This window comes from Bacillus sp. NSP9.1, assembly GCF_000465465.2.
In the GTDB taxonomy this organism is placed as follows: domain Bacteria; phylum Bacillota; class Bacilli; order Bacillales; family Bacillaceae; genus Bacillus; species Bacillus sonorensis_A.
The window spans coordinates 1481237-1501422 of record NZ_CP048273.1 but is presented as its reverse complement, the minus strand read 5'-3'; the positions used below and the strand labels follow the sequence as shown (position 1 = coordinate 1501422).

General features: G+C 48.3%; 18 protein-coding genes. 9 read left to right on the top strand and 9 right to left on the bottom strand.

What is annotated here, in order from left to right:
* The first annotated feature begins 125 nt into the window (after nucleotides 1-125).
* Entirely contained in the window at nucleotides 126-692 is a 567-nt protein-coding gene (locus M654_RS07720; protein ID WP_026586344.1) for a DUF2777 domain-containing protein, read from the top strand.
* A 39-nt stretch (nucleotides 693-731) separates the two neighbouring features.
* Here the strand turns inward: M654_RS07720 and M654_RS07715 are convergent, their stop codons facing one another.
* From M654_RS07715 to cotG, 4 genes are all read right to left on the bottom strand, one after another.
* Nucleotides 732-1088 carry a YisL family protein gene (locus M654_RS07715; RefSeq protein WP_026586343.1) on the bottom strand — a complete coding sequence of 119 codons (357 nt, stop codon included), beginning with the start codon at nucleotides 1086-1088 and terminating at the stop codon, nucleotides 732-734.
* Nucleotides 1089-1222: 134 nt separating this feature from the next.
* On the bottom strand, nucleotides 1223-2281 hold the full coding sequence (rsgA, locus tag M654_RS07710; RefSeq protein WP_026586342.1) for a ribosome small subunit-dependent GTPase A: 1059 nt from the start codon (nucleotides 2279-2281) through the stop codon (nucleotides 1223-1225).
* 284 nt (nucleotides 2282-2565) lie between these two features.
* A complete protein-coding gene (locus M654_RS07705) occupies nucleotides 2566-3471 on the bottom strand; it encodes a fumarylacetoacetate hydrolase family protein (RefSeq protein WP_026586341.1) in 906 nt (301 codons plus the stop codon).
* 138 nt (nucleotides 3472-3609) lie between these two features.
* Nucleotides 3610-4218: a CotG/ExsB N-terminal domain-containing protein gene (cotG, locus tag M654_RS07700; protein ID WP_026586340.1), complete on the bottom strand. Its 609-nt coding sequence runs from the start codon at nucleotides 4216-4218 to the stop codon at nucleotides 3610-3612.
* 157 nt (nucleotides 4219-4375) lie between these two features.
* Here cotG and M654_RS07695 point away from each other — a divergent pair, with 157 nt between their 5' ends.
* Both M654_RS07695 and M654_RS07690 read left to right on the top strand, forming a co-directional pair.
* Nucleotides 4376-5461 (top strand): CotH kinase family protein, encoded by a 1086-nt coding sequence (locus tag M654_RS07695; RefSeq protein WP_026586339.1) that lies wholly within the window; start codon nucleotides 4376-4378, stop codon nucleotides 5459-5461.
* Between the two features lie 182 nt (nucleotides 5462-5643).
* The gene (locus tag M654_RS07690) at nucleotides 5644-5832 is read left to right on the top strand and encodes an aspartyl-phosphate phosphatase Spo0E family protein (protein ID WP_026586338.1); all 189 of its coding nucleotides are present in this window, start codon (nucleotides 5644-5646) and stop codon (nucleotides 5830-5832) included.
* Between the two features lie 21 nt (nucleotides 5833-5853).
* Here M654_RS07690 and M654_RS07685 read toward each other — a convergent pair whose 3' ends face one another.
* The gene (locus M654_RS07685; RefSeq protein ID WP_035427991.1) at nucleotides 5854-6147 is read right to left on the bottom strand and encodes a DUF3784 domain-containing protein; all 294 of its coding nucleotides are present in this window, start codon (nucleotides 6145-6147) and stop codon (nucleotides 5854-5856) included.
* 172 nt (nucleotides 6148-6319) lie between these two features.
* On the opposite strand from M654_RS07685, the gene M654_RS07680 reads away from it, so the two are divergent.
* The 6 genes from M654_RS07680 to M654_RS07655 all read left to right on the top strand — a co-directional run bounded on the left by M654_RS07680 (nucleotide 6320) and on the right by M654_RS07655 (nucleotide 8256).
* Nucleotides 6320-6541, top strand: coding sequence for a spore germination protein (locus tag M654_RS07680; RefSeq protein WP_026586336.1), 222 nt, complete (start codon nucleotides 6320-6322; stop codon nucleotides 6539-6541).
* Between the two features lie 12 nt (nucleotides 6542-6553).
* Nucleotides 6554-6799 (top strand): spore germination protein GerPB, encoded by a 246-nt coding sequence (locus tag M654_RS07675; protein ID WP_026586335.1) that lies wholly within the window; start codon nucleotides 6554-6556, stop codon nucleotides 6797-6799.
* A gap of 14 nt (nucleotides 6800-6813) precedes the next feature.
* Nucleotides 6814-7428 (top strand): spore germination protein GerPC, encoded by a 615-nt coding sequence (locus M654_RS07670; RefSeq protein ID WP_026586334.1) that lies wholly within the window; start codon nucleotides 6814-6816, stop codon nucleotides 7426-7428.
* A complete protein-coding gene (locus M654_RS07665) occupies nucleotides 7425-7607 on the top strand; it encodes a hypothetical protein (RefSeq protein WP_026586333.1) in 183 nt (60 codons plus the stop codon). Before M654_RS07670 ends, M654_RS07665 begins: the two co-directional genes overlap by 4 nt.
* Nucleotides 7604-7972, top strand: coding sequence for a spore germination protein GerPE (locus tag M654_RS07660; RefSeq protein ID WP_026586332.1), 369 nt, complete (start codon nucleotides 7604-7606; stop codon nucleotides 7970-7972). The genes M654_RS07665 and M654_RS07660 overlap by 4 nt, the downstream gene beginning before the upstream one ends.
* A 65-nt stretch (nucleotides 7973-8037) precedes the next feature.
* Nucleotides 8038-8256, top strand: coding sequence for a spore germination protein (locus M654_RS07655; RefSeq protein ID WP_026586331.1), 219 nt, complete (start codon nucleotides 8038-8040; stop codon nucleotides 8254-8256).
* Between the two features lie 67 nt (nucleotides 8257-8323).
* On the opposite strand, the gene sbcC is transcribed toward M654_RS07655, so the two are convergent.
* From sbcC to addB, 4 genes are read right to left on the bottom strand one after another with little or no spacing between them, the layout of a single operon-like run.
* Nucleotides 8324-11722 (bottom strand): exonuclease subunit SbcC, encoded by a 3399-nt coding sequence (gene sbcC, locus M654_RS07650; RefSeq protein WP_026586330.1) that lies wholly within the window; start codon nucleotides 11720-11722, stop codon nucleotides 8324-8326.
* Entirely contained in the window at nucleotides 11719-12900 is a 1182-nt protein-coding gene (sbcD, locus tag M654_RS07645; protein ID WP_026586329.1) for an exonuclease subunit SbcD, read from the bottom strand. The genes sbcC and sbcD overlap by 4 nt, the downstream gene beginning before the upstream one ends.
* A gap of 57 nt (nucleotides 12901-12957) precedes the next feature.
* Nucleotides 12958-16650, bottom strand: coding sequence for a helicase-exonuclease AddAB subunit AddA (gene addA, locus M654_RS07640; RefSeq protein ID WP_077737082.1), 3693 nt, complete (start codon nucleotides 16648-16650; stop codon nucleotides 12958-12960).
* Nucleotides 16610-20137 carry a helicase-exonuclease AddAB subunit AddB gene (addB, locus tag M654_RS07635; protein ID WP_026586328.1) on the bottom strand — a complete coding sequence of 1176 codons (3528 nt, stop codon included), beginning with the start codon at nucleotides 20135-20137 and terminating at the stop codon, nucleotides 16610-16612. Before addB ends, addA begins: the two co-directional genes overlap by 41 nt.
* Nucleotides 20138-20186 lie beyond the last annotated feature (49 nt).

Here is a 20186-nt window from a genome sequence, read left to right as displayed (position 1 = left end):
TTAGGCTTCACTTCCTAGTCACTTTACTTATTTTATGCGCCTTACAATAATAGTTGAATTGTCCACTTCAGACTTGTATGAGACAAGCCCGTTTTGGAAAAAAAGAAGAAGGAAAGGAGAACAGCATGAATAGTGAACGTGAAAAACGAATGTATGCCGAAAAGCGCAAATGGATTTACGGCAAGATTTTAATGGAGGACGGCATCTGCCTGATCGAAAATGAAGAAGGGGATTTATTTTTAGTCGAAAGTTTAATCAGTCCCGGCGTTTTTATCAGCATAGACGGAGAATGGCTGAAAGCGGAATTGTTCGACCAATTCGCCGTCACAGAACATTCGGAGACGATACAATTGAAAGGCGGTGAATCGATACGCTATCTGAAAACGGTCAAACAGGCGTTTTTGGAGTTTTTAGAGGGGCTGGATAACGGCCGGTTTTATTCCTTTTTGGAGCAGCTGAACGACCTTGGCTTTTCCGTGTTTGACTGCGTCTATGCCTATAACGGCTTATGCTTTATATCGGAGAAAAAGGGTGCTAAAGGTGTTTCATTTTATCAGTTTTCGAATGATTTAAAGCAATGCGCCCTTCAGCATCATTATGAGCGAAATGGAGATCATAAAGACCGGTTTGAATGGACGACATCAGACGGAGAGCGGATTGTGACGATTTCAGCTTCAAAGCCGCCGTCATAAAAAAACACCAGTCCTTAGCGAAGAACTGGTGTCTCTCGGTTAAAACACTTTAAATCCTAACGGAAGACGGAGTCCGAGCGCAATCGTCAAAAGCAGAATGACAATGAACCCGACCCAGATTCCTGTAATCGATTTTTCCTTTTTCTTGCGGATTAACAGCATTTCCATCAATCCGACTGTTAAAAGACCGAGTACGGCCTTTCCTATGTATTCCCCATTCCAGGATTTAAACATAAACAGGAGCTGTCCTCCGGTTAAGATGATCAAAATGTAGAATAAGCGGAGAACCATATGGGTGATTTTTGCCCCTTTGTGATTGCCTGCAGAATAAAGCCCGTACGCGACGAAGACTAAAATAAGCGCGATGACCCATGTTGTAATGTGCATATGCGTCATATTTATTTTTCCCCCTATCAGATCAGGTATCTTTTTTATATTATCACGAACCCGTCCATTAAACAAAGAATGTGAGCGCTGTCATTACCGCGTCAAAAAAGACGCTGAAACTTCGTCTCAGCGTCTTTTAACATTTATCTTTTTTTGTGTTTTTTCATGCTTTTCGAGATTTGCTTCCAGCGTTTTTTTTCCTGCTGCATCATTCGTTTATCAGCCTTTCTGGCAAGATATTCGAGCTCTTTTTTCAGCTTCAGGTAGCTTTGAAACCTGCCGGCATCCAGCCGTCCTTCGGAAATGGCCGTCTTCACCGCACAGTCCGGCTCTTCATCATGGCGACAGTCCGCGTATTTGCAGTTTTCGGCAAGCTGTTCAATGTCGCTGAATCCCTGCCGGAAGCCTTCTTCCGATTCCCAAAGCTCCAACGCCCTCATTCCCGGCGTGTCGATTAAAAGGCCGCCGTCCGGGAGCAAAAACATCTCCCTGTCAGTCGTCGTATGCCGGCCCCTATCATCACCTTCGCGGACGTCCTGGACATTTTGCCTGTCTTCTCCCAGAAAAAAGTTGATCATCGTCGATTTCCCGACGCCTGAAGAGCCTAGAAGGGCAACGGTTTCCCCTTCTTTGACATACGCTTTAAGTTCCTCCATGCCTTTTCCTTCATAGGCGCTTACGGCATGGATCGGCACGCCGATCGCGACTGATTCCGCCTGCCTGATTTTTTCTTCTATCCCGCTTGCGATATCGGCTTTGCTCAGGATGATGACGGGATTGGCTCCGCTTTCCCAGGCAAGCAGCAAATAGCGTTCCATTCGCCTGATGTTAAAATCCCGGTTGAGCGCATTGACGAGAAAAATCGTATTGACGTTGACCGCTGCTATCTGTTCTTCAGTCGTATCGCCGCCGCTTTTGCGGGAAAATTTGCTGAAGCGGGGGACAATGTCCACAATCATTCCTTTCTTTTCATCATCCCGCGGGCGCATATACACCCAATCGCCGACCGCAGGATAATCTTCGCGGCTTTCCGCTTCAAACCTCATCTTACCGGAGATTTCGGCGAGCCATTCTCCTTCTTCCGTCCATACCCGATATATCCTTTTATGTTCACGAGCCACTCTCCCTAAAACGAACCCGCCTTCCTTCCCGTCCGTGACATGTCCGCTAATATATTTGATGCCCAATGCTGTTAAATTCAATCCGATTTCCTCCTCATGATCTGATGATTTCTACGAATCAAAAAGAGCCCGAAACAGGGCTCTTTTTCCGCTTTTCTCCAAGCAAAAAATTCCATGAGCCGTGTGCACAGCCCATGGAACATCACCAGATCAATCTGAAGATAACCGTTCAATGATATACTACATGGGCTGTGTAATGATCAGTTGTCCGGCAAACATTGCAATATCCTTTCTCATCACACATCCCTCTTTTCTTAAAAAATAATAGCTTTATTATACAAGATCAACCATTTTTTCACAAGGACTTATTTCACTTGATTCGAAAGCGTCCCGATTGGCTCTATCGTGATCTCAATTTGGTCACCTTCCCGGAGGAACTTCGGCGGATTAAAACCCTTGCCTACTCCCGAAGGCGTTCCGGTAGCAATAATGTCACCCGCTTCAAGCGTCATTCCGCTGGAAAGCGTTTCGATCATTTCCGCCACCGGAAATATCATATCTTTCGTATATCCGGACTGGCGGAGTTCGCCGTTCACCCGCGTCTCCACTTTCAGGTTCTGAGGGTCGCCAACCATCGATTTATGTACGAGAAAAGGGCCCATCGGACAGGTCGTATCCAAGCTTTTCCCTATGAAAAATTGCTTATGCCGCTTTTGCAGATCGCGCGCCGTCACGTCGTTCATAATCGTGTAGCCGAATACATAGTCCAGCGCTTCGGCTTTCGGAATGTTTTTTCCGGATTTTCCGATCACGACCGCAAGCTCTCCTTCATAATCGAGCGCTTCTGTCACGCCTTTGTGGGCGTCAATCGCTTCCCTGTGCCCGATCACTGAAGTCGGCGCTTTTGTAAAAACCATGATATGCTCGGGAATATCCGCTTCGCTCCCCATTTCAATCGCATGATCCCGATAGTTCTTGCCGACGCACATTATGTTTTTCCGCGGCGCAGGAATCGGTGCAAGCAGTTTGACATCTGAAAGCGGATAAATGAAAGAACCGCTTTCCTCGCTGTTTTTCTTTTTTGACCACTCGACGAGCTGCTCGACATGACGGACAAACTTGTCTCCCTCACCGACACATTCGATGAGTGTATCAGGTATCGTTTCAAGCTCAAACAGCTTTTTTTCCGCCTTCTTCAGATCCATGATTCTATCATCCATGACAAGCCCTACAAATCTGCGGCTGTGCAGCTCTGCTGTCGCAAACTTCATAAAAATTCCCCCGAGTTATGATTTCAACCTTTTTACATATTCTCTACAACATTTCAAAATCCTTTTTGCTTTCTCAAAACCGCATCAAAAGTCATGCCTAAAAAAGAAAATGGCGGCTTACCATGCAAGCCGCTCATACTACCGTTTCCGGTATTTAATTTCTTCCAGGTTTCCGTCAGACCATGTTGTAATCGTTTCAAAGCCGTCTCTGCCTCTTTTGTGATGATGGGTTCTTTTATGGGAGTGATCCCGCCGTTTGTGTCGGCAGTGGTCGTGTTTTTTGCAACGATCCGGCTTTTTGCTTTTGTGCGATTTGCAGTCATCCGGCTTCTTGCTTTTGTGCGATTTGCAGTCATCCGGCTTCTTGCTTTTGTGCGATTTGCAGTCATCCGGCTTCTTGCTTTTGTGTGATTTGCAGTCGTCCGGCTTCTTGCTTTTGTGTGATTTGCAGTCGTCCGGCTTTTTGCTTTTGTGTGATTTGCAGTCGTCCGGCTTCTTGCTTTTGTCGGGTTTGCTGCAATCGTCCGGTTTCTTGCTTTTATCATGCTTGCTTTTGTCATGCTTGCTTTTGTCCGGTTTTTTGCTTCTGTGCGGTCTAAACCCCCACCATTCATCCCAAATACTATACGGGCGCCTGCCTTTGAAAGAACCGGCCGAGTCAGGTTCACGGTCTAAATAATGGTCTCTTCCTTCACTTTTAAGCTGGTCCACAGCTTTTTTAATGTCATGATCATGGACATCACTCATTCTTTTACCCTCCTTTTCATGTCCTGCTTTATCATACGCAAGGTGAAGACAGGTGGACTAAGGCAAATGACTGTTTTTTGCTCAGGATTGGGCGGACCGCTTCCGGGACAGGCTTTTTACACATATGATATGGCAGCTGGAAAAGGAGGAAATGATGATGAGTGCCACTGCTTTGGCCGCCTTCAGGCTTCATGTTCGTCCAAAGGATCTGCTCGATTTAAAAAAAGATATCTGGAATGACAAAGCGGTTCCTGGAATGCTTCAAACCGTTTCAAAACAAGCGCCGGTCTTCATTTCATACAGAGGGGCTCACACCCGCAAACTCCGGAAGAAATCCTATTTTGTTCAATATCAAAAACAGACAGGGAAAAAACCGGAAGCCGAATTTCATTTAAATGCTGAATACAACGACCCTTCCTTCATCCGCAACAGGCTTTCCTTTCATTTTTTTGAAAGAATCGGCGTCCTTTCTCCATCAGCCTCACATTGTTTCCTCTATGTAAACGGAAAAAAGGAAGGCATCTATTTAAAAATCGAATCTGTTGACGATGAATTTCTAAAGAGGAGACATTTAACAGACGGGGCGATCTATTATGCGGTGGATGACGACGCCAACTTTTCACTGCTCAGCTCTTTCGATAAAAAGGCAAAGCAAAACCTCCGGCAGGGTTATGAGCAAAAAACAGGCTCCAATATCCATGACAAATACTTGGAAGAGTTCATCTATTTCGTCAATACGGCAAAAGACGGCGTTTTTGAAAAAGAAATTAAACGTTATCTCGATGTCAAACAATATTTGCTCTGGCTGATCGGCGCCGTCTGCACGCAAAACTTCGACGGTTTTGTTCATAATTACGCCCTTTATTTAAATGATGACGCAAAAACATTTCAAATCATTCCTTGGGATTATGACGCGACATGGGGGCGGAATATCCATGGGGAAGAGATGAAGCACGACCACATTCCGGTGACCGGCTATAATACATTGTCCGCCAGACTTCTTGATATTCCAAAGTATAAATCGCAATACTTTATGTTAATGAAAAACATATTGCAGCATGAATTTACCATCAGACAGATAGCTCCTTACATGACAAAGTGGCACGCTGACATCGCTCCATACCTTGAGCAAGACCCTTATACAGCCGTTACTTTCGACCGTCTTGAAGAGGAACAGAAACAGATCTTTCATTACATCGACAAAAGAAAACGCTTCCTCCTGTTCGAGCTTTCCAGGTTTTAGCGGGACCGCATGGCGGCTTTCTGTTCCAAAAGGCCGAAAATCATGTCACATTTTTTGTCATATTGACGAAAAAAATCCTTTTAGCGCAAAATAGGGTATACTAGCATTATCAGAAACAATGAGAAGCCTTCTTCTCAAACGAGCGGATCAAAAAAATCAATTGAAAGTTGGAGACTGCGATGATGAACAATAAAATTGAAGCAAAAAGACTGGCCTTAATTGAAACTGCCGAAAAATTCGGAATCAACTCCAAAGAAGCCATTCAATGCAGTCAGGAATTGGACAGCCTGCTGAATCAGAGGATGCAGAAGCAAGAAAACAGCCTGCTTCAAGAAGACACTTTCAAAAACGCCAATCAGCGCACGTTTTGATAATCGCCCCTTATTTTGCGCTTATTCAACCAATGTCTTTTGCACATAAACGATCGTACAGACGCCATATGCAAGGATTGCAGAAGAGGTAAACGATTCCTGGTACGGGATATGAATAAAACCGTTCAGCAATAATAAAAATCCGCTGTTCAGAAAGAAATATCCGGTGATTTTCGCCAGTTTATCCTTATCCCTGATTCTCTCCTCGCGAAATCCACGCAATATCCACGTCTGTTTTTTGATCCCTATGCTGTACGCTGCGGCAAAAAACAGCAGCGCGGCCGCTATTGACTGCACATTTCCGGAAAAATACATACGACTCCCTCCAATCTCTTCTTTCTTACGTTCTCTTTTCGAAAAAGTTCCATGCTCATCTTTCACATTCTTTGAAGCATAGCAATCAGTCACAGATGCGCCTAAAAAACATAAGATATGGTGAATAGCCCATCAATAAATGTTTGTTCAATGTAAAGGATGTGCCTCTAAAATGCCAGCGATTGTCGGAGCTTTTAAAGTAAATGCCGTCGGTACGAGCGGCGTTGTTCATGTCGGAGACTGCATTACGATTTCTCCTTATGCCGAAGTTAAAACATTTGCGGGCGCCGGAAGCTTCAATACCGGAGACGGATTAAGTGTATACAACCAAAACAGCATTACCAACGTCTATGACAACGATAGCATTGATCAGCCGATCGCAGGTAATCTGTAAGGGGGGCAAGGCATGAACTTTTATATTAATCAAACGATACAAATCAATTATTTAAGGGTCGACGGCATCAGCAATTCTTCCGTTCTGCAGATCGGCAGCGCCGGTTCGATCAAAACGCTTGCCAATCTCTACAATACCGGAAGCTATACGGAACCGGCGCCGCCGGTAACCGGAGCACCTATGGACGAAGCTTTCGGAGAGGGGCAGCCTTCTCAAGTCCTCGTTCCTCTTCATGCTCCATCTGTGACGATTCAATAAATGGGGTGGTTATCATGAAACAGAGCAATCCCTCTTACGGACAAAACTGGTATGCATATTTGCAGCAGCAGGCTGCGCAAATCCAGCAAATTGAAAGGCAGATGATCGCTTTACAAACTGAATTAAACCAGCTGAAAGAAAATCCCGGCACCCGGATCGACCGGATCGAATACAAATTTGATCAGTTGAAAATCGAACGGCTGGACGGAACGCTGAACATCGGACTCAATCCGGCTGACCCCGACAATTTGGAGAATTTTGAGATCAGCAAGCAGTCGCCGGATATCGGAATGGGAATGCTTCAGCAGGAATTACACAGCCAGCTGATGCAGCAAACGAGGCAAATCGTCGACGCCTACTTAAACGAAGAAGCCCCCCTTCTGCTCGAACAGCTTGAAAATCGCTATGAAAGCAAACTGGATGATACAAACCGGCAGCATATCATAGAAGACATACGAAAGCAGATCGACAGCCGCATCCGCTATTATGTGAAACATGTAAAACCGGATGATTCCCTCTCTCCAAAAGAGCATGCCGAGCGGTTGGCTGATTATGTCAAACAAGATGTCACCCGGGCAATCGAGCATTTTCTCAAAACGATACCTGAGAAAGGGGCTGATCACGAATGAATTTTACTGTTGTGAACCGCGATTTTGATGTGGGAAACATTCATATTACCGCGGTTTCAAGTTCCTCTGTTTTTCTGGTGGGAGATACCGAATGCATTTCACTGTCATCCATTTTTGATACGCCGCCGGAATCGCTGATCATCGGGCCTTTCAGGCCGCTGCCTCCTGAAACGTCATGATCAGAACGTCAAAGGTAAAGTTTTTAAAAGCGGAGTCGGTGGGGATCACCAGCACGTTGAAAATCGGAGATGTTGACGAACTGAACCTCAAGACAAAGATTCTCGCTGTTCAAAGATCGTTATCGCTTTTTTTCGGATATGAAGGTTCGTTTCGGCAGGATGACTTTCAGCTGTATCGGCAGCCAATTCCCCATTTGCTGCCTGAAACCGGCGTCCGTACAGCCTTTTTCCATGAAGTTCCGGCCATTCGTGTCAGAGCGGTTAAAATTTGGGGTGTTTCCACTTCTTCTGTTGCTCAGGTGGGCTCGACCCGCCGCATCATGGCCGATTCGAGGGTGAAGCATATTAGAAAGCTCATTCAATAAACTCACAATAGCAGGGCGGCCGACATATACTGTCTGCGAGACTTCTAAAAAGGATGTCGATCAACATGCCAGCCATTGTCGGACCTATTAAGATCAACGAAATCTCAGGAGGAGTAGTGAATTTCGGCGATTCCTTTTATCTTTCTCCAAAAAGCACGTCAAAATCTGCACTCGGTTCTGGTGCTGGTAATACTGGAGATTTCCTTATCGTCAACAGTGGTATAAACGCGACAAATTATATAGACCCCGATGTAAGCGATCAGAATGTTGTCGGAAATGCTTAAAGCAGCCTCTTCGTTAGAGAAGGAGGCTGCTTTTTACCGGCACTCTATCATGAATTTCCGATCTCATTCAAATCATTTCAAGCGATACGGCCGTTCCTTTTCCGCTCGGCTCTGCGGGATGAACGATCAATTTTTTCGGAAGCCTCGCGCGAAGCTCCTGGACATGGCTGATCACGCCGACTGAGAGATTGTCAGACTGAAGCTTTTCCAAAGCTGTGACGACCGTGTCCAGCAATTCCTGGTCAAGCGTGCCGAAGCCTTCATCCAAAAAGAAGAACTGAAGCGGATATTCCCCCCGAAGCTGGATCTGTGCTGACAGAGCGAGGGCAAGGGCCAGCGATGTCAGGAATGTTTCGCCTCCTGACAAGCTTGTGACAGGGCGTTTGACTCCGCCATTGGCGTCGTCCCTCATAACGAATCCGCCTTCTGAATCAACTTCAATCGCATACCTTTGCCTTGTCAGGCCTCCGAGTCGGGCCGATGCGTCTCTTGTCACGCTTTCAAGCTGTTCTTCCGCCAAATATTCAACAAAGCTGTTCCCTTTGAAGACGGCTTGAAGCTTATCAAGACGGTCGATATAAGTCTGCCATTCTGTCAATGATGCTTCAAGTTTTTTAAACCGTTTATGGTTTTCATGAATGACGGCGAGCGCTTTTCCGGCTGCTCCCCTTTCCTCTAATGCCGTGCTGTATGCTTCTTCCGCCTGTTCCTTTAGCTCGGCGGCCTTTTCCCATTCTGCGGGGGAAATCGATCTGGCTCCAAGTTTTTCCGCAATCCGCCTGATATTTGCTTCACACTGCTTCGTTTGATCCCAATAAGATTGAATGTCCTGTCTCAAACGGTCAAGCTCTTCATTGTCCAAAAGATGGTTTTGCACCTCGGCTGCTTCATTAAACATTGTGTTTCGGGCTTTTTCCGCCCACTCGTCCGCCGCTTTTGCAAGCCTTGCAGATGCTTCCCGCAAAGCGAGCTCACAGCCTTTTGTGTGGCCTCGTAAACGGCTGATGCGCGACTCTGTTTCCTTCAGCTGTTCATAAAGTGTTTTTTCCTTGTCGTTCAGCTGATTCAATTGTTGTTTGACGTTCTGCAGCCGTTCTTCGATTGCCGCTGTATCCGGGTAATCCTGAAGCTCTTTTTGGCAGTCGCTTAGTTCTTTTTTCAGGCTTTCAAGCGAATAATGAAGGTCGAGCTTTTCTTTGTCCAATTCATACAGGCGCACTGTCAGCTTTTCTTTCAGCAGTTCCTGCTCTTTTAGAAACGTGACGCTCTTTTCGATCCTTTTCTCATAATCTTCTGCGGCTTGGTCTTTTTCCTCAATTGATGTTTGCCATTCCTGAGCCTGTTCAGGGGTAAGTCCGGCAAAACGTTCGCCAAAGCTTTTCTTATGTTCGCTCAACGAATCATCAAGGTGCCCGACCCGCTGTTTCAGCCGTTCTTGCTCTTTTGTTTCATAAGTGATCTGATCGCGGATCTGTTCGCGTTTTTTGGCCGCTTCTTTATACGCATGAAGCAGTTTGGCCATACGGCTTTTCGCTTCATGGATATCCTGTTTGATTCCCTTCCATTCAAAACGGATTTGCCTGAAGCGTTCGGCGGCCGTTCCTTCTTCCACAGCTGCGGCGGTCTCCTGCATGCCGGAATCGGGTGCGCTTCTGATTAAAAACGGACATTCGCTGATCAAATGGTCTGACTGCTGTTCAAGAGCCACTTTGGCAGAAAGAAATTCCTGCGCCAACGCGGAAGCTTCCGAGATGATCGTTTCCGCTTCCTTTAATTCGGCTTCCGTTTCTTTGAATGAGACGGTTCCGCCGCTTGTGTGTGCAGGGTTTTCATGATGTGTGGAACCGCAGACAGGACACGGCTCACCTTCTTTGAGATGTTTGGACAGTTCTTTTGTAAGCTCCTCGATTTTAGCCTGTTCGCGTTTGGAGAGGATGTCATCCTTTTTCTGAACCGCCTGATGAACCGCTTCGGAGAGAGATCTGTCCGTTTCGCAAACAAGCGCATAAGCGCGTTCAACTGCGGCAAAAACAGATTGAATATGCTCCTCCTCTGTTCTCATCGCACGGTCGAGCTCCTGCTGTTCGCGTTGCAGCTGAGTGACTGCCGCTTTCTGTTTGTCAAGGCGTTCCTGCTCTTGTACCGCCTCATGCTGAAGCTGCCGGATTTGAAAAGCAAGCTGGCCGGCGTCGCGGCAGTTTTTCCGTTCTTCGCTTGTCACCTGAACGGATTTCAGTTCTTTTTTCAGCTGATTCTGCCTGTCGGCGCCCCTTTCCAGAAGGCTTTTTACTTTTTCCAATTCATCGGCAGCACGTTTGATTTCGTCCTCTTTTAATCTCTTCTCTTCCTGTTTCCGATCTAATTCTTTTTGAATGGCGAGCCGCTTCTTTTCAATTTCCTTCAGTGCGGTGAGCTGTTCCTCCTGCTTCAGAAGCTCAGGTTCTTGTTCCTTCTTTAGCGTTCTGAAGCTTTCATAATCCTCTTGCTCCCTCTCTAAACGATTTTCAAATGTCTTCAATTCCTCGCGGGCCTTTTTTTCTTCCTGTTCGGCCCGTTCGGCATCTGTTTGCGCTCCCAGATAGCTATCGGCATACGGTTTCAGCATACGGGCTGTTTCGGCCAGCCGCAAACGGTTTTCTTTTTCGGCAATCGCGTCTTTTTTCTTTAACAGTTCCGCCTCTTCTTTTGCATATCCTTCCTTTTCCTTTTGCAGATTCCAGATTTCCTGGCATTCCGTAAAGTGCTGCACTTTTTGTTCGCGCTCATCCCGTTTATGTTGCAATGCCTGTTCTGCTTCTTCCAGATGCTGTTGTGCTCGTTGAAGCGCTTCTTCACCGGCATCGCCCAGCCCTGCTTGTTCGGCGAGCATTTCATTTTTTTTCGCATACGCTTTTTGCGTCTGTCGTTTGAGTCTTTTCACGAGGCGGTCGCCATACTGTTCAAGGTTGAAGAGGCGCTGAAGCATCTGCCTGCGGTCCGCTCCTTTTAAGGACAGAAATTCAGCGAATTTCCCTTGCGGCAGGACGACCGCTCTTGTGAAATCATCGATCGTAAGACCAAGAAGCTCCTCGACTTTGCGGTTGACTTCATTCGCTTTGTCAGCTAAAACCGTTTGTTCCTCTTTCATTTCAATGAAACGGCAGATAGTGGTTTTCACCTTGACCGGATCTGTCCGTTTGAAAACCCGCTCGACTTTATAAGCCGTTTCATGATTTTTCTGCAGCTTGAAGGTGAAAGAGACAGCAAGCTCATCTTCGGCATGGTTCAAAATGCCGTGCGTGTTGTTTGAAGCCCGTTCGACTTTTCCGTATAAAGCCAGGGTCATGGCATCGAGAATCGATGATTTTCCGCTGCCGGTCGGTCCGAAAATACCGAAGACCCCGGCATCACACAGGCTTTCGAAGTCGATGACCTGCTCTTCCCTGAAGCTGTGCAAACCTTTGATGGACAGGGAAACCGGCTTCATCTTTCATCCCCCTCTTCTAGTTCCTCACCGGAGGCAAGCTCCATAAACAGCTTTACGGTTTCTTCATCGGGAACCGCGCCGCCGGTCTGTCTTTCATAGAATGCTTTGAACCGTTCTTCAATCGGAATACGCCGCGACTGAGCCGTTTTTTTGTCAATCGGAAGGTCTTCAAACACCGGACGGATGTGGATGATTCCCTGATGCGCTTTTCGCAAACGATGGATCTCTTCGATCGAGAGCTGGTCCGTCAGATGGATGTCAAGATCGATCCATGCGTTCTTATCCCGTTCTTCCTCGAGCCAGCTGTACACTTGCGAGATCCCTTCGGTCGCCTTCCATTTCACAAGCGGTTTGCCGCTCGACAGAAACACTTCCTTCCATTCGGCCGGTTTGCCCGGTTCGGCTTCAACGACCGTGACCGATTTGGCGTATCCGGCTTCCGAAAAGCTGTAAGCGAGCGGTGAGCCGGAATATCTGGCAAGCGTACGGGCGCGTTTGATCGTCTGCGGACGGTGAAGGTGGCCGAGCGCCACATATGCGGCTGTTTCAGGGAGGCTTTCGGCCGCAACCGTATATGCGCCCCCGACTTCGATCGGCCGCTCTGAATCCGTCTGGCTGCCGCCCGCCACATAGATGTGGCTTGCCGCAATCTGGACGGCATCCTTTCTGAACTTCTGACACATATGCTGAAAAGTCTGCCTGATTTTCTCGTCATACTGGTCGCGAAGCAGCTTTTCATCAAAAGTCTCTGACAGCACTTGATTCAATCTCGATTCTGAAGGATAGGCAAGCGCCGCAACAGACAGGATATCCCCGGAAGACGCGACTTCGATATCAACCGGCTCACTTTGCGGGTATCCGATCAGGTGGATACCGTGATCTGTCGTCAACGGTGAGGCAGCGGAAAGGCGGTCCGGGTTGTCATGGTTTCCGGCAATGACGACGACCGGACGCTTTCCTTTATCAGATAAGGCGGAGAGGCTTTCGTAAAATAGCTGTTCGGCAAGCGCAGGCGGGTTTACTGTGTCAAAAGCATCCCCTGCCATGACAACGGCATCGATTTTCTCGTCTTTTACGATCTCGGCAAGTTCTTCAAGAAAATCCTCCTGCTCCTTCAAGCGGCTTCTTCCTTCAAGCGTCTTTCCCAGATGCCAGTCAGCTGTATGTAAAATTCTCAATATGGGTCCACCTCTCTTTGATCAACACTTCCCCCTGATAAAGGGGGAAGCAGATTGTTAAAACTTGAGTACATGCCCGCCGTCAAAAAAGTACAGGGCGCGGCCTGCAAGCGGGGTCTTGAGCATTGTTTCAACAGCGCGTGAATAAAGTTGAATCTGAGTTTCATAGCGTTTCCTTAAAGCCGGCTCGGCGTCGGCCATGCCGTTTGCGTATTTCCCTTGTATCCGGTCTGTTTTGTAATCGAGCAAATAAAACCCGTCAGCCGTCTCAAACAAACAGTCGATTATTCCCTGAATCAACACGGGTTCGTCCGCTGTCTGCAATTCGGGATAAACCTCTCCGGCCGGAAGCGTCATATTAAAGGGAACTTCACGCTCCACCCGGCGGGCGCCGAGGAGCTTTTCACCGATCTCCGTTTCGAAAAACGCGAGAATATCGTCTTCATCGATTGCAGCGCGCTGCTCTTCTGTTAAAAGCTCATGTTGAACAAGCCTGTCGAGAAAGAGGCTGAGCTCGTCTTGTTCCGGAGCTTTCGAAAGCGGGATGTGCTGCATGACGGTGTGCATCGCCGTTCCGCGTTCGGCCGCGGTTAGTCCCTTCGCCATCATAAAGGATGGCCGTCTGAACAGGTGTGACTCATTTGTCTGGCGGATCAATGAACGGTCACCGTACTCGTCCTCATATTCCTTTTGCCTCTTGATTTCGGAAACAGACTGTTTGGTGCGGATTTTCGCTGCGTCTTGATGTGGATATGACCATGTCAGCCGTTCTCCGACTTCTTTTTGATAGTCAAACCGGGCATTGATCGGCTGTCCCATTTGAATTTGGGCCAGCCTTTCCTGTTTTTCGTCCCCGGCTTGTTTACCGTTTTCGGCTTGAAGGTCAGCGGCGGAGAGCCAGCTGATCTGAAAGCGGGACGGGTGATGCCGGATTTCGTCATCCGCCGAATCGAGGCCAACACCTGCCATATCCCTGTGACGCACTACGGCCGGACCGACAAAATCCAAGTAAGATTTGGCCTGAAAGCGGTCAAAGTCCGGCAGCAGCCATCCCGGCCGCGCAGCCGAAGTTCGCCATTTCGCCAAGAGCTTTTCCTTATCTTTTGCCGATCCGAGCAAATAAAGCTTTTCCTTCGCACGTGTCAGTGCGACGTACAAGACGCGCAGTTCCTCTGACAAAAGTTCGCGGCGCATTTTTTTCTTCATCGCCACAAGAGGCAGCGTCGGATAGCTGATCCGCCATTTTGGATGGATGAATTTCGTGCCGAAGCCGAGCTCTTTATCGAGCAGATACGGTTTGTTCAGATCCATCATATTAAAGCTCCGGCCGATCCCTGCCGTGAACACGACAGGAAATTCCAGCCCTTTGCTTGAATGGATCGTCATCAGCCGCACGACATCCTCCTGTTCGCTGAGAGCTCTTGCCGTTCCGAGGTCATCGCCGCGCTCCTGCATCCGCTCAATAAATCTTAAAAAGCGGAACAGGCCGCGGAATGAAGTCGCTTCATATGATCTCGCCCGGTCGTAAAGCGCGCGCAGGTTGGCCTGCCGCTGTTTTCCGCCCGGCATTCCGCCAACATAATCCAAGTATTTCGTATCGCGGTAAATTTCCCAAATCAGCTCAGCTACCGAGTGGTTTTTCGCAAACACTCTCCATTTTTTCAGAAGCCCTTCAAAGCGGCGGAGCTTATCGTAAAGGCTGTCATTGCGGTCGGCAAGCGCGAGGTAAGCCTTCATCGCTTCGTAGAACGTCGCTTTCTTGTCCTGAATCCTGATCAGGGAAAGCTCATTTTCATCAAGGCCGACGACAGGAGATCTGAGCACAGAGGCGAGCGGGATGTCCTGGTACGCATTGTCAATGACTTTTAATAATGAAAGCGTGACGGAAACTTCAGCCGCTTCAAAATAGCCTGTCGACAAATTCGCATAAACGGGAATCCCCTGCTGTTTGAACTCGTCCATAATCTGCGGCGCCCATGGCATGGACCGCAGCAAAACAACAATATCGCGGTATTGGATATTGCGGGTCGTTTTCGTTTTGCCGTCATAGACCTGAAATTTCTCCGCAATCAGTTTGCGGATCTGTCCGGCCATGGCCCGCGCTTCCAGCTGAACCGTTTCAAGCTCCTCCGCTTCTTCATCGGCGGCTTGTTCCTGTTGTTCGATGATCACAAGCTCTGTTTTTGTTTCTTCATTCGGAGGGTAAGATGCGCCGAGCTTCAATTCGGCTTGTTCGTCATATTCCACTTCACCGACTTTTTCCCCCATCAGCTGCTTAAACAAGAAATTGGTGCTGTCCAATATGTCTGAACGGCTGCGGAAGTTTTTGTTCAAATCGATTTTTTGGCCCGGGCCTGAGCCGTCCTCTGTAAACCGTTTATATTTCGAGAGAAACAAAAGCGGTTCTGCGAGGCGAAAGCGGTAAATCGACTGTTTGACATCGCCCACCATAAACAGGTTCCCCTCATGCTCCTCTTTGGCGACCAGCTTTAAAATCGCTTCCTGCACAAGGTTGGTGTCTTGGTACTCATCGACAAGCACCTCATGGAACTGGTGCCGGTAATGCTTCGCCGCTTCACTCGGCACTGTTTCGCCGGCTTCGTTTTTTTGCGCCAAAATCGCCAGGCAATCGTGCTCAAGATCAGAGAAATCCACGATCGCCTTTTCTTGCTTCGCCGCCTTATAGCGCTTTCCATATTCCAGAACAAGCTTGACAAGCGTATCAATGACAGGCTTCATCGCCTTCAGGTCAGTCAAATGCTGATCAGGGGTCCGGGCAAAATAATCGCTTTTCAGTTTTTCCAGCTGTTTTTTCGCACCGTTGCGGAGCTCTGTCGCTTCATCGATTAATGCGGGCTCAAACTCGTCTCCTTTGCACGGTTTTGCCCTTTTGAACGATACAGCGGGAACAAGCTCATAAAGGGCGGAAAAGTCATCCTTGTGCTCGATCAGCCTATCGATCTGCGCCAAATCGTCCGCGAAGTTTTCGGCGCGGGGAGCGGGTCCGCCCGGCTGTTTGGCCAGCTCCAGCGCACGCGCAAGCTTTTCCCGCGCCCCTTCAAGTACGAGCGCGATATCTTCCTTAATATAAGGATAGAACGGCAGTGACTCCACACCCGTGTCTTGACCGGCGTCATAAAGGTCGGCAAATGTTATAAGCCAGCCTTCCGGATCGGGATGTGACCGTGAAAATTCATAGACGCGCTTCACAAGATACTGCAAATCAAGATCATGGCGGTCTGTCGTATATCGATCCACAAGTTCGAAAAAGGCGGGATCTCCTTTTTTATATTCATCTTCAAACAGCTCATCAAGCACCTCATCGCCAAGCAGTTCGCCTTCGGTCTGATCGGCGATCCGAAAAGCCGGATCGATGTCGATCAGATAATAATATTTGCGAATGACCTGCAGGCAGAATGAATGCAGTGTTGAGATGCTGGCCCTGTTCAATAAAGCGAGCTGTCTGCGCAAGTGAAGGGAGCCGGGGTTTTCGGCAATCTCTTTTTCAAGCGCTTCACCGATCCGATGCTTCATCTCTGCCGCCGATGCATTCGTAAAGGTCACGACAAGCAGCCTGTCCACATCAATCGGGTTTTCCTTTTTCGTAATTTTTCGGATGATCCGTTCGACAAGAACGGCCGTTTTTCCGGACCCCGCCGCTGCGGCAACTAATATGTCCCGGCCGGATGAGACAATCGCCTTCCATTGATCATCTGTCCATGTGCTGCCCTTTGGCTTCGTCATGTCCACTCGTCTCACCCTCCTTTTTCAACCGCTCCAATATCACATTGTCTTTTTCCTGCTTCAGCATACGGTATTCATTCTCCTCAAGCGATTCGTCAAACTGGCAGAACGATTTAAAAGCGCAGTATGTGCACGGTGTTTTGTCTTTTAATTTATACGGTTCAATCGACACGTTGCCGTCTGTGATCTCCTCGCCGGCTTCTTGAAACGTCCGGCGAATGTGGCGCCTCAATAAATGAAAGTCATCCTCTGTGACGACAGCGGAATCCGAACGGAGCGAACCGTCTTTTTTCAGGCCGGCGCTGATGATGTCTGATCGGCCCTGTTCAAGGGTCGTATCCATCAAGCGGATCGCTTCCTGGTCGCCTAAAAGCAGACCTTTCATCTTAAATTGCTTGAAGATTTCCTTTTCAATCTCATCAAGGCCCAGCGGCACGGAAGCCTGAATCATCGGATCATGTACATGAAAATAAAGAACTCCAGCAGGTGTCGCCTTCATCCCGAGCCAGTCCGCCGAATGGGTGATGGACAAATCAAGATATGTCAGCATTTGCAGGGCGAGACCGTAATAGACTTCTGCTAAATCAAGCCCTTTATCACTCGATTTGTAATCAACGATCCGAAGCAGCAGACCTTTTGAACTTTCCGCTTTGTCGACCCTGTCAATTCGGCCGACAAGCTCCATTGTGCATCCGTTTTTCAAGGTAAACCGCATCGGCGGAAGCGGGCCGTTCCCGCCGAATCCAAGCTCGAGACCGACGGGAGCGAAGCCGCTCGCTTTCGCATGTTCGCTTAAAATGCCGGAAACCCTGGAAATGATTTTTTGCAGCTTCTGCTTCACATAATGATGGCGGTTTGAGCTCAGCAGAATCTCTTTTTGCAATTTTGGGGCGAGCCGTTCCACGGCATCGGTGGACAATGTGTCACATTGTTCCTTCGTCAGATCGCGCCACTCCAGTTTCAGCTCATGAAGCCGGTCTGAGATCAGCTTCAACGCCGAGTGGAACAGCTGGCCGATGTCGGGCGCTTCAAGTTTGAAAAACTGCCGTTCCTTCAGCTTTAAGCCGTGTGAAGCAAAGTGTGAAAACGGACACGCTTTGTACGTTTCCATCCGTGAAACGCTCCCCTGAATGTTCTCCCCGTACAAATCGCGGCTCACTTGCTGATTCAGCTTTTGCACTTGATTTCGGAAAAACAAGCTCGACAAAATGTTTCGGGAAAAGAGCCGGTCAGGCTCATTCATCAAAAAGTTGTATGTACTCCACCATACGTCGCTGATCGAATATTGTCTTGTCCAAAGCCTGAGCTGTCCTGCCAAATAGCTTAAAGCCGCGCTTTTATTGACAAGAAATTCAAGCTGCGCTTCATCGCTTACTTGTTCCGGCTCATTGACCAGCATCTTTTCTCCGTGATCGGGAAACAGCTCGTGCAGCTGCTTCACAACCGTTGAAGGCAGGAGTGTCTTTCCTTCGGGATCGGCGATCGGATATGAAACGTAAAGCTTTTCAGACGGGCTTGAAAGCGCCATATAGATCAGAAAGGTCTCATCCAGAAGCTGTTCCCTGCCCGTCGCCGCAAGCTCGGCTCCGTTTCGTTTCAGCCATTCTCTGTCGTCATCAGACAAAACCCCGTCATCAGCGGGCCGGGCCGGCAATACGCCATCGTTTGCGCCGATGAGAAATGCGCAGCTCGTCTTATACATTCTGGAAAGGTCCATATTGCCGATAAACACCTGATCGAGTGCTGGCGGAATCAGCGCGAATTTCAAAGACTCCAACCCGGTATCGATCATTTGCTGAAACAGGGAAAAGGAAATATGTTCCTCTCCCATCATCTCGACGAACTCGTCCAATAACTGGATAACGGCGTCCCATACCTGGTCATGCTGCCGCGATTCCGCGATCCGGCCGTCTTCTTCGGCCATCCGCCTTTCCTGTTCAAGCTTCATCGGAACATCGGCTTCTTCAAGGTAAAGGTATAGCGCTTCTGCCATCTCCCTGACTGTTCCGGCTTTTTTCAAGCGCTTTTGCAGCGTGTGAATAGGCGGGACAATCCAGCCTTTCAATTCGTTGAGCATCCGCTCAGTCTCTATTTCCTGATCTGTCTTGGCAAAGTCCTCGTCCAAGGAGGCATATCTTCGATAGGTGAACGGATCCTTGCTTGTCCACCTTTCTCCTTTTATGCCGTAGGCGATGCAGTAGTTCTCGAGCTGGTCAATCTGCTCCCTGAGCCGTTCAGCCGGCTGATCCTGCGGAAATAACAGCTCTGTTTTGATGCAGCGGAAAACCGCTTCATATCTCCAGTTGCCCTTGATGATATCAAGGGTTGAACGGATCAATTCGATCAGCGGATGATTCTGCATCGATTCCTTGCCGTCTATGAAAAAAGGAATATCGTAATCGGTAAAGACTTCTTTTATCGTATCCTTATAGTCTTCGACATTGCGGGCGATGACGGCGATATCTCTCAGTCGATGCGTTCCTTTGCGGACAAGGGAATGAATTTCGCGCGCGATCCCCTCGATTTCGGTTCTTCTGCCGGCCGCCTGCATGATCGAGAGCGCCTCCATTTTTCCTGTATACGCTTTTATCGGCCGTTCATCAAAATGCCGTTCCAAATGCCGGAGTTCCGGAGCGTCCTTATGCCGCTTATCATCTTCAAGACGAACTTCTGTCAGGTCAAGGCCTAACGCCTGCGCTTTTTGATAGAGATCATAATACGCCTTGCCCGTCATCCGAAATAGATGCAGTTCATGGGGAATGTTGTTTGTAAACGGCTTGTCCGCTGTCAAAGAAAACGTCATCTCCCCGGCATGCGCCATCAGCTGTTCAAGCACCTCCATCTCCTGCGGTGTGAATTGATGAAAGCCGTCCACATAGACGGAAGCGTTTTTGATCTCTTCGGCATACGGGATCTGCTCGGCCAGGAGCGTCAAGTAATCTTCCGACTGAACGTACCGGTTCTCGAGATGTTCTTCCAGTTTGCTGTACAAAATATATAAATCGTGCAGCTTATCGGCAAGAATCCGTTCATCCTCATATTCCGACACCCCGCTTCCCTGCATCATCCCGCGGATGGTTTCAGGTGTGAGGCAATGCCGTTTGAATTCGGTCAGCATCCGTTCCACCTGCTCCGTAAATCCGCTCTTATCGCTCGCATTTTGATAGACCTTGAATTCCTCCTTATGCTCTTCGATCAGTTTGCGAAGCAGCATTTGAATCCCTGTTCCCGTCAAAAACGGGCGGTTTGCGCCTCCGGTGTGCTGGAGAATTCGCCAGGCAAGCCTTGAAAAACTGTAGACCTGGGCGCGGATGGTGCCGCCCAAATCATGTGTTTTGCTAAGCTCGTATTCCATTAAAAACGTCATTTGATCCGGGACTAGAAAAATGATCGGTTTTCCGAGCGGTTCATGGCGGAGTTTTTCTCTGATTTCATTTAAAATAAAGGTCGTTTTTCCACTCCCGGACCTGCCTGATAAAAATACTGCTCCCACTTTGTCCGCCTCCTTTTATGTTTTTTCTCATCTCTTTATTCTATCGAAT

Excerpts from the sequence above, each read along its gene's own strand:
- M654_RS07720 (WP_026586344.1), top strand. The coding sequence starts at position 126 with ATGAATAGTGAACGTGAAAAACGAATGTATGCCGAAAAGCGCAAATGG.
- M654_RS07715 (WP_026586343.1), bottom strand. The coding sequence starts at position 1,088 with ATGACGCATATGCACATTACAACATGGGTCATCGCGCTTATTTTAGTC.
- M654_RS07705 (WP_026586341.1), bottom strand. The coding sequence starts at position 3,471 with ATGAAGTTTGCGACAGCAGAGCTGCACAGCCGCAGATTTGTAGGGCTT.
- cotG (WP_026586340.1), bottom strand. The coding sequence starts at position 4,218 with ATGAGTGATGTCCATGATCATGACATTAAAAAAGCTGTGGACCAGCTT.
- M654_RS07695 (WP_026586339.1), top strand. The coding sequence starts at position 4,376 with ATGAGTGCCACTGCTTTGGCCGCCTTCAGGCTTCATGTTCGTCCAAAG.
- M654_RS07690 (WP_026586338.1), top strand. The coding sequence starts at position 5,644 with ATGAACAATAAAATTGAAGCAAAAAGACTGGCCTTAATTGAAACTGCC.
- M654_RS07685 (WP_035427991.1), bottom strand. The coding sequence starts at position 6,147 with ATGTATTTTTCCGGAAATGTGCAGTCAATAGCGGCCGCGCTGCTGTTT.
- M654_RS07680 (WP_026586336.1), top strand. The coding sequence starts at position 6,320 with ATGCCAGCGATTGTCGGAGCTTTTAAAGTAAATGCCGTCGGTACGAGC.
- M654_RS07675 (WP_026586335.1), top strand. The coding sequence starts at position 6,554 with ATGAACTTTTATATTAATCAAACGATACAAATCAATTATTTAAGGGTC.
- M654_RS07670 (WP_026586334.1), top strand. The coding sequence starts at position 6,814 with ATGAAACAGAGCAATCCCTCTTACGGACAAAACTGGTATGCATATTTG.
- M654_RS07665 (WP_026586333.1), top strand. The coding sequence starts at position 7,425 with ATGAATTTTACTGTTGTGAACCGCGATTTTGATGTGGGAAACATTCAT.
- M654_RS07660 (WP_026586332.1), top strand. The coding sequence starts at position 7,604 with ATGATCAGAACGTCAAAGGTAAAGTTTTTAAAAGCGGAGTCGGTGGGG.
- M654_RS07655 (WP_026586331.1), top strand. The coding sequence starts at position 8,038 with ATGCCAGCCATTGTCGGACCTATTAAGATCAACGAAATCTCAGGAGGA.
- sbcC (WP_026586330.1), bottom strand. The coding sequence starts at position 11,722 with ATGAAGCCGGTTTCCCTGTCCATCAAAGGTTTGCACAGCTTCAGGGAA.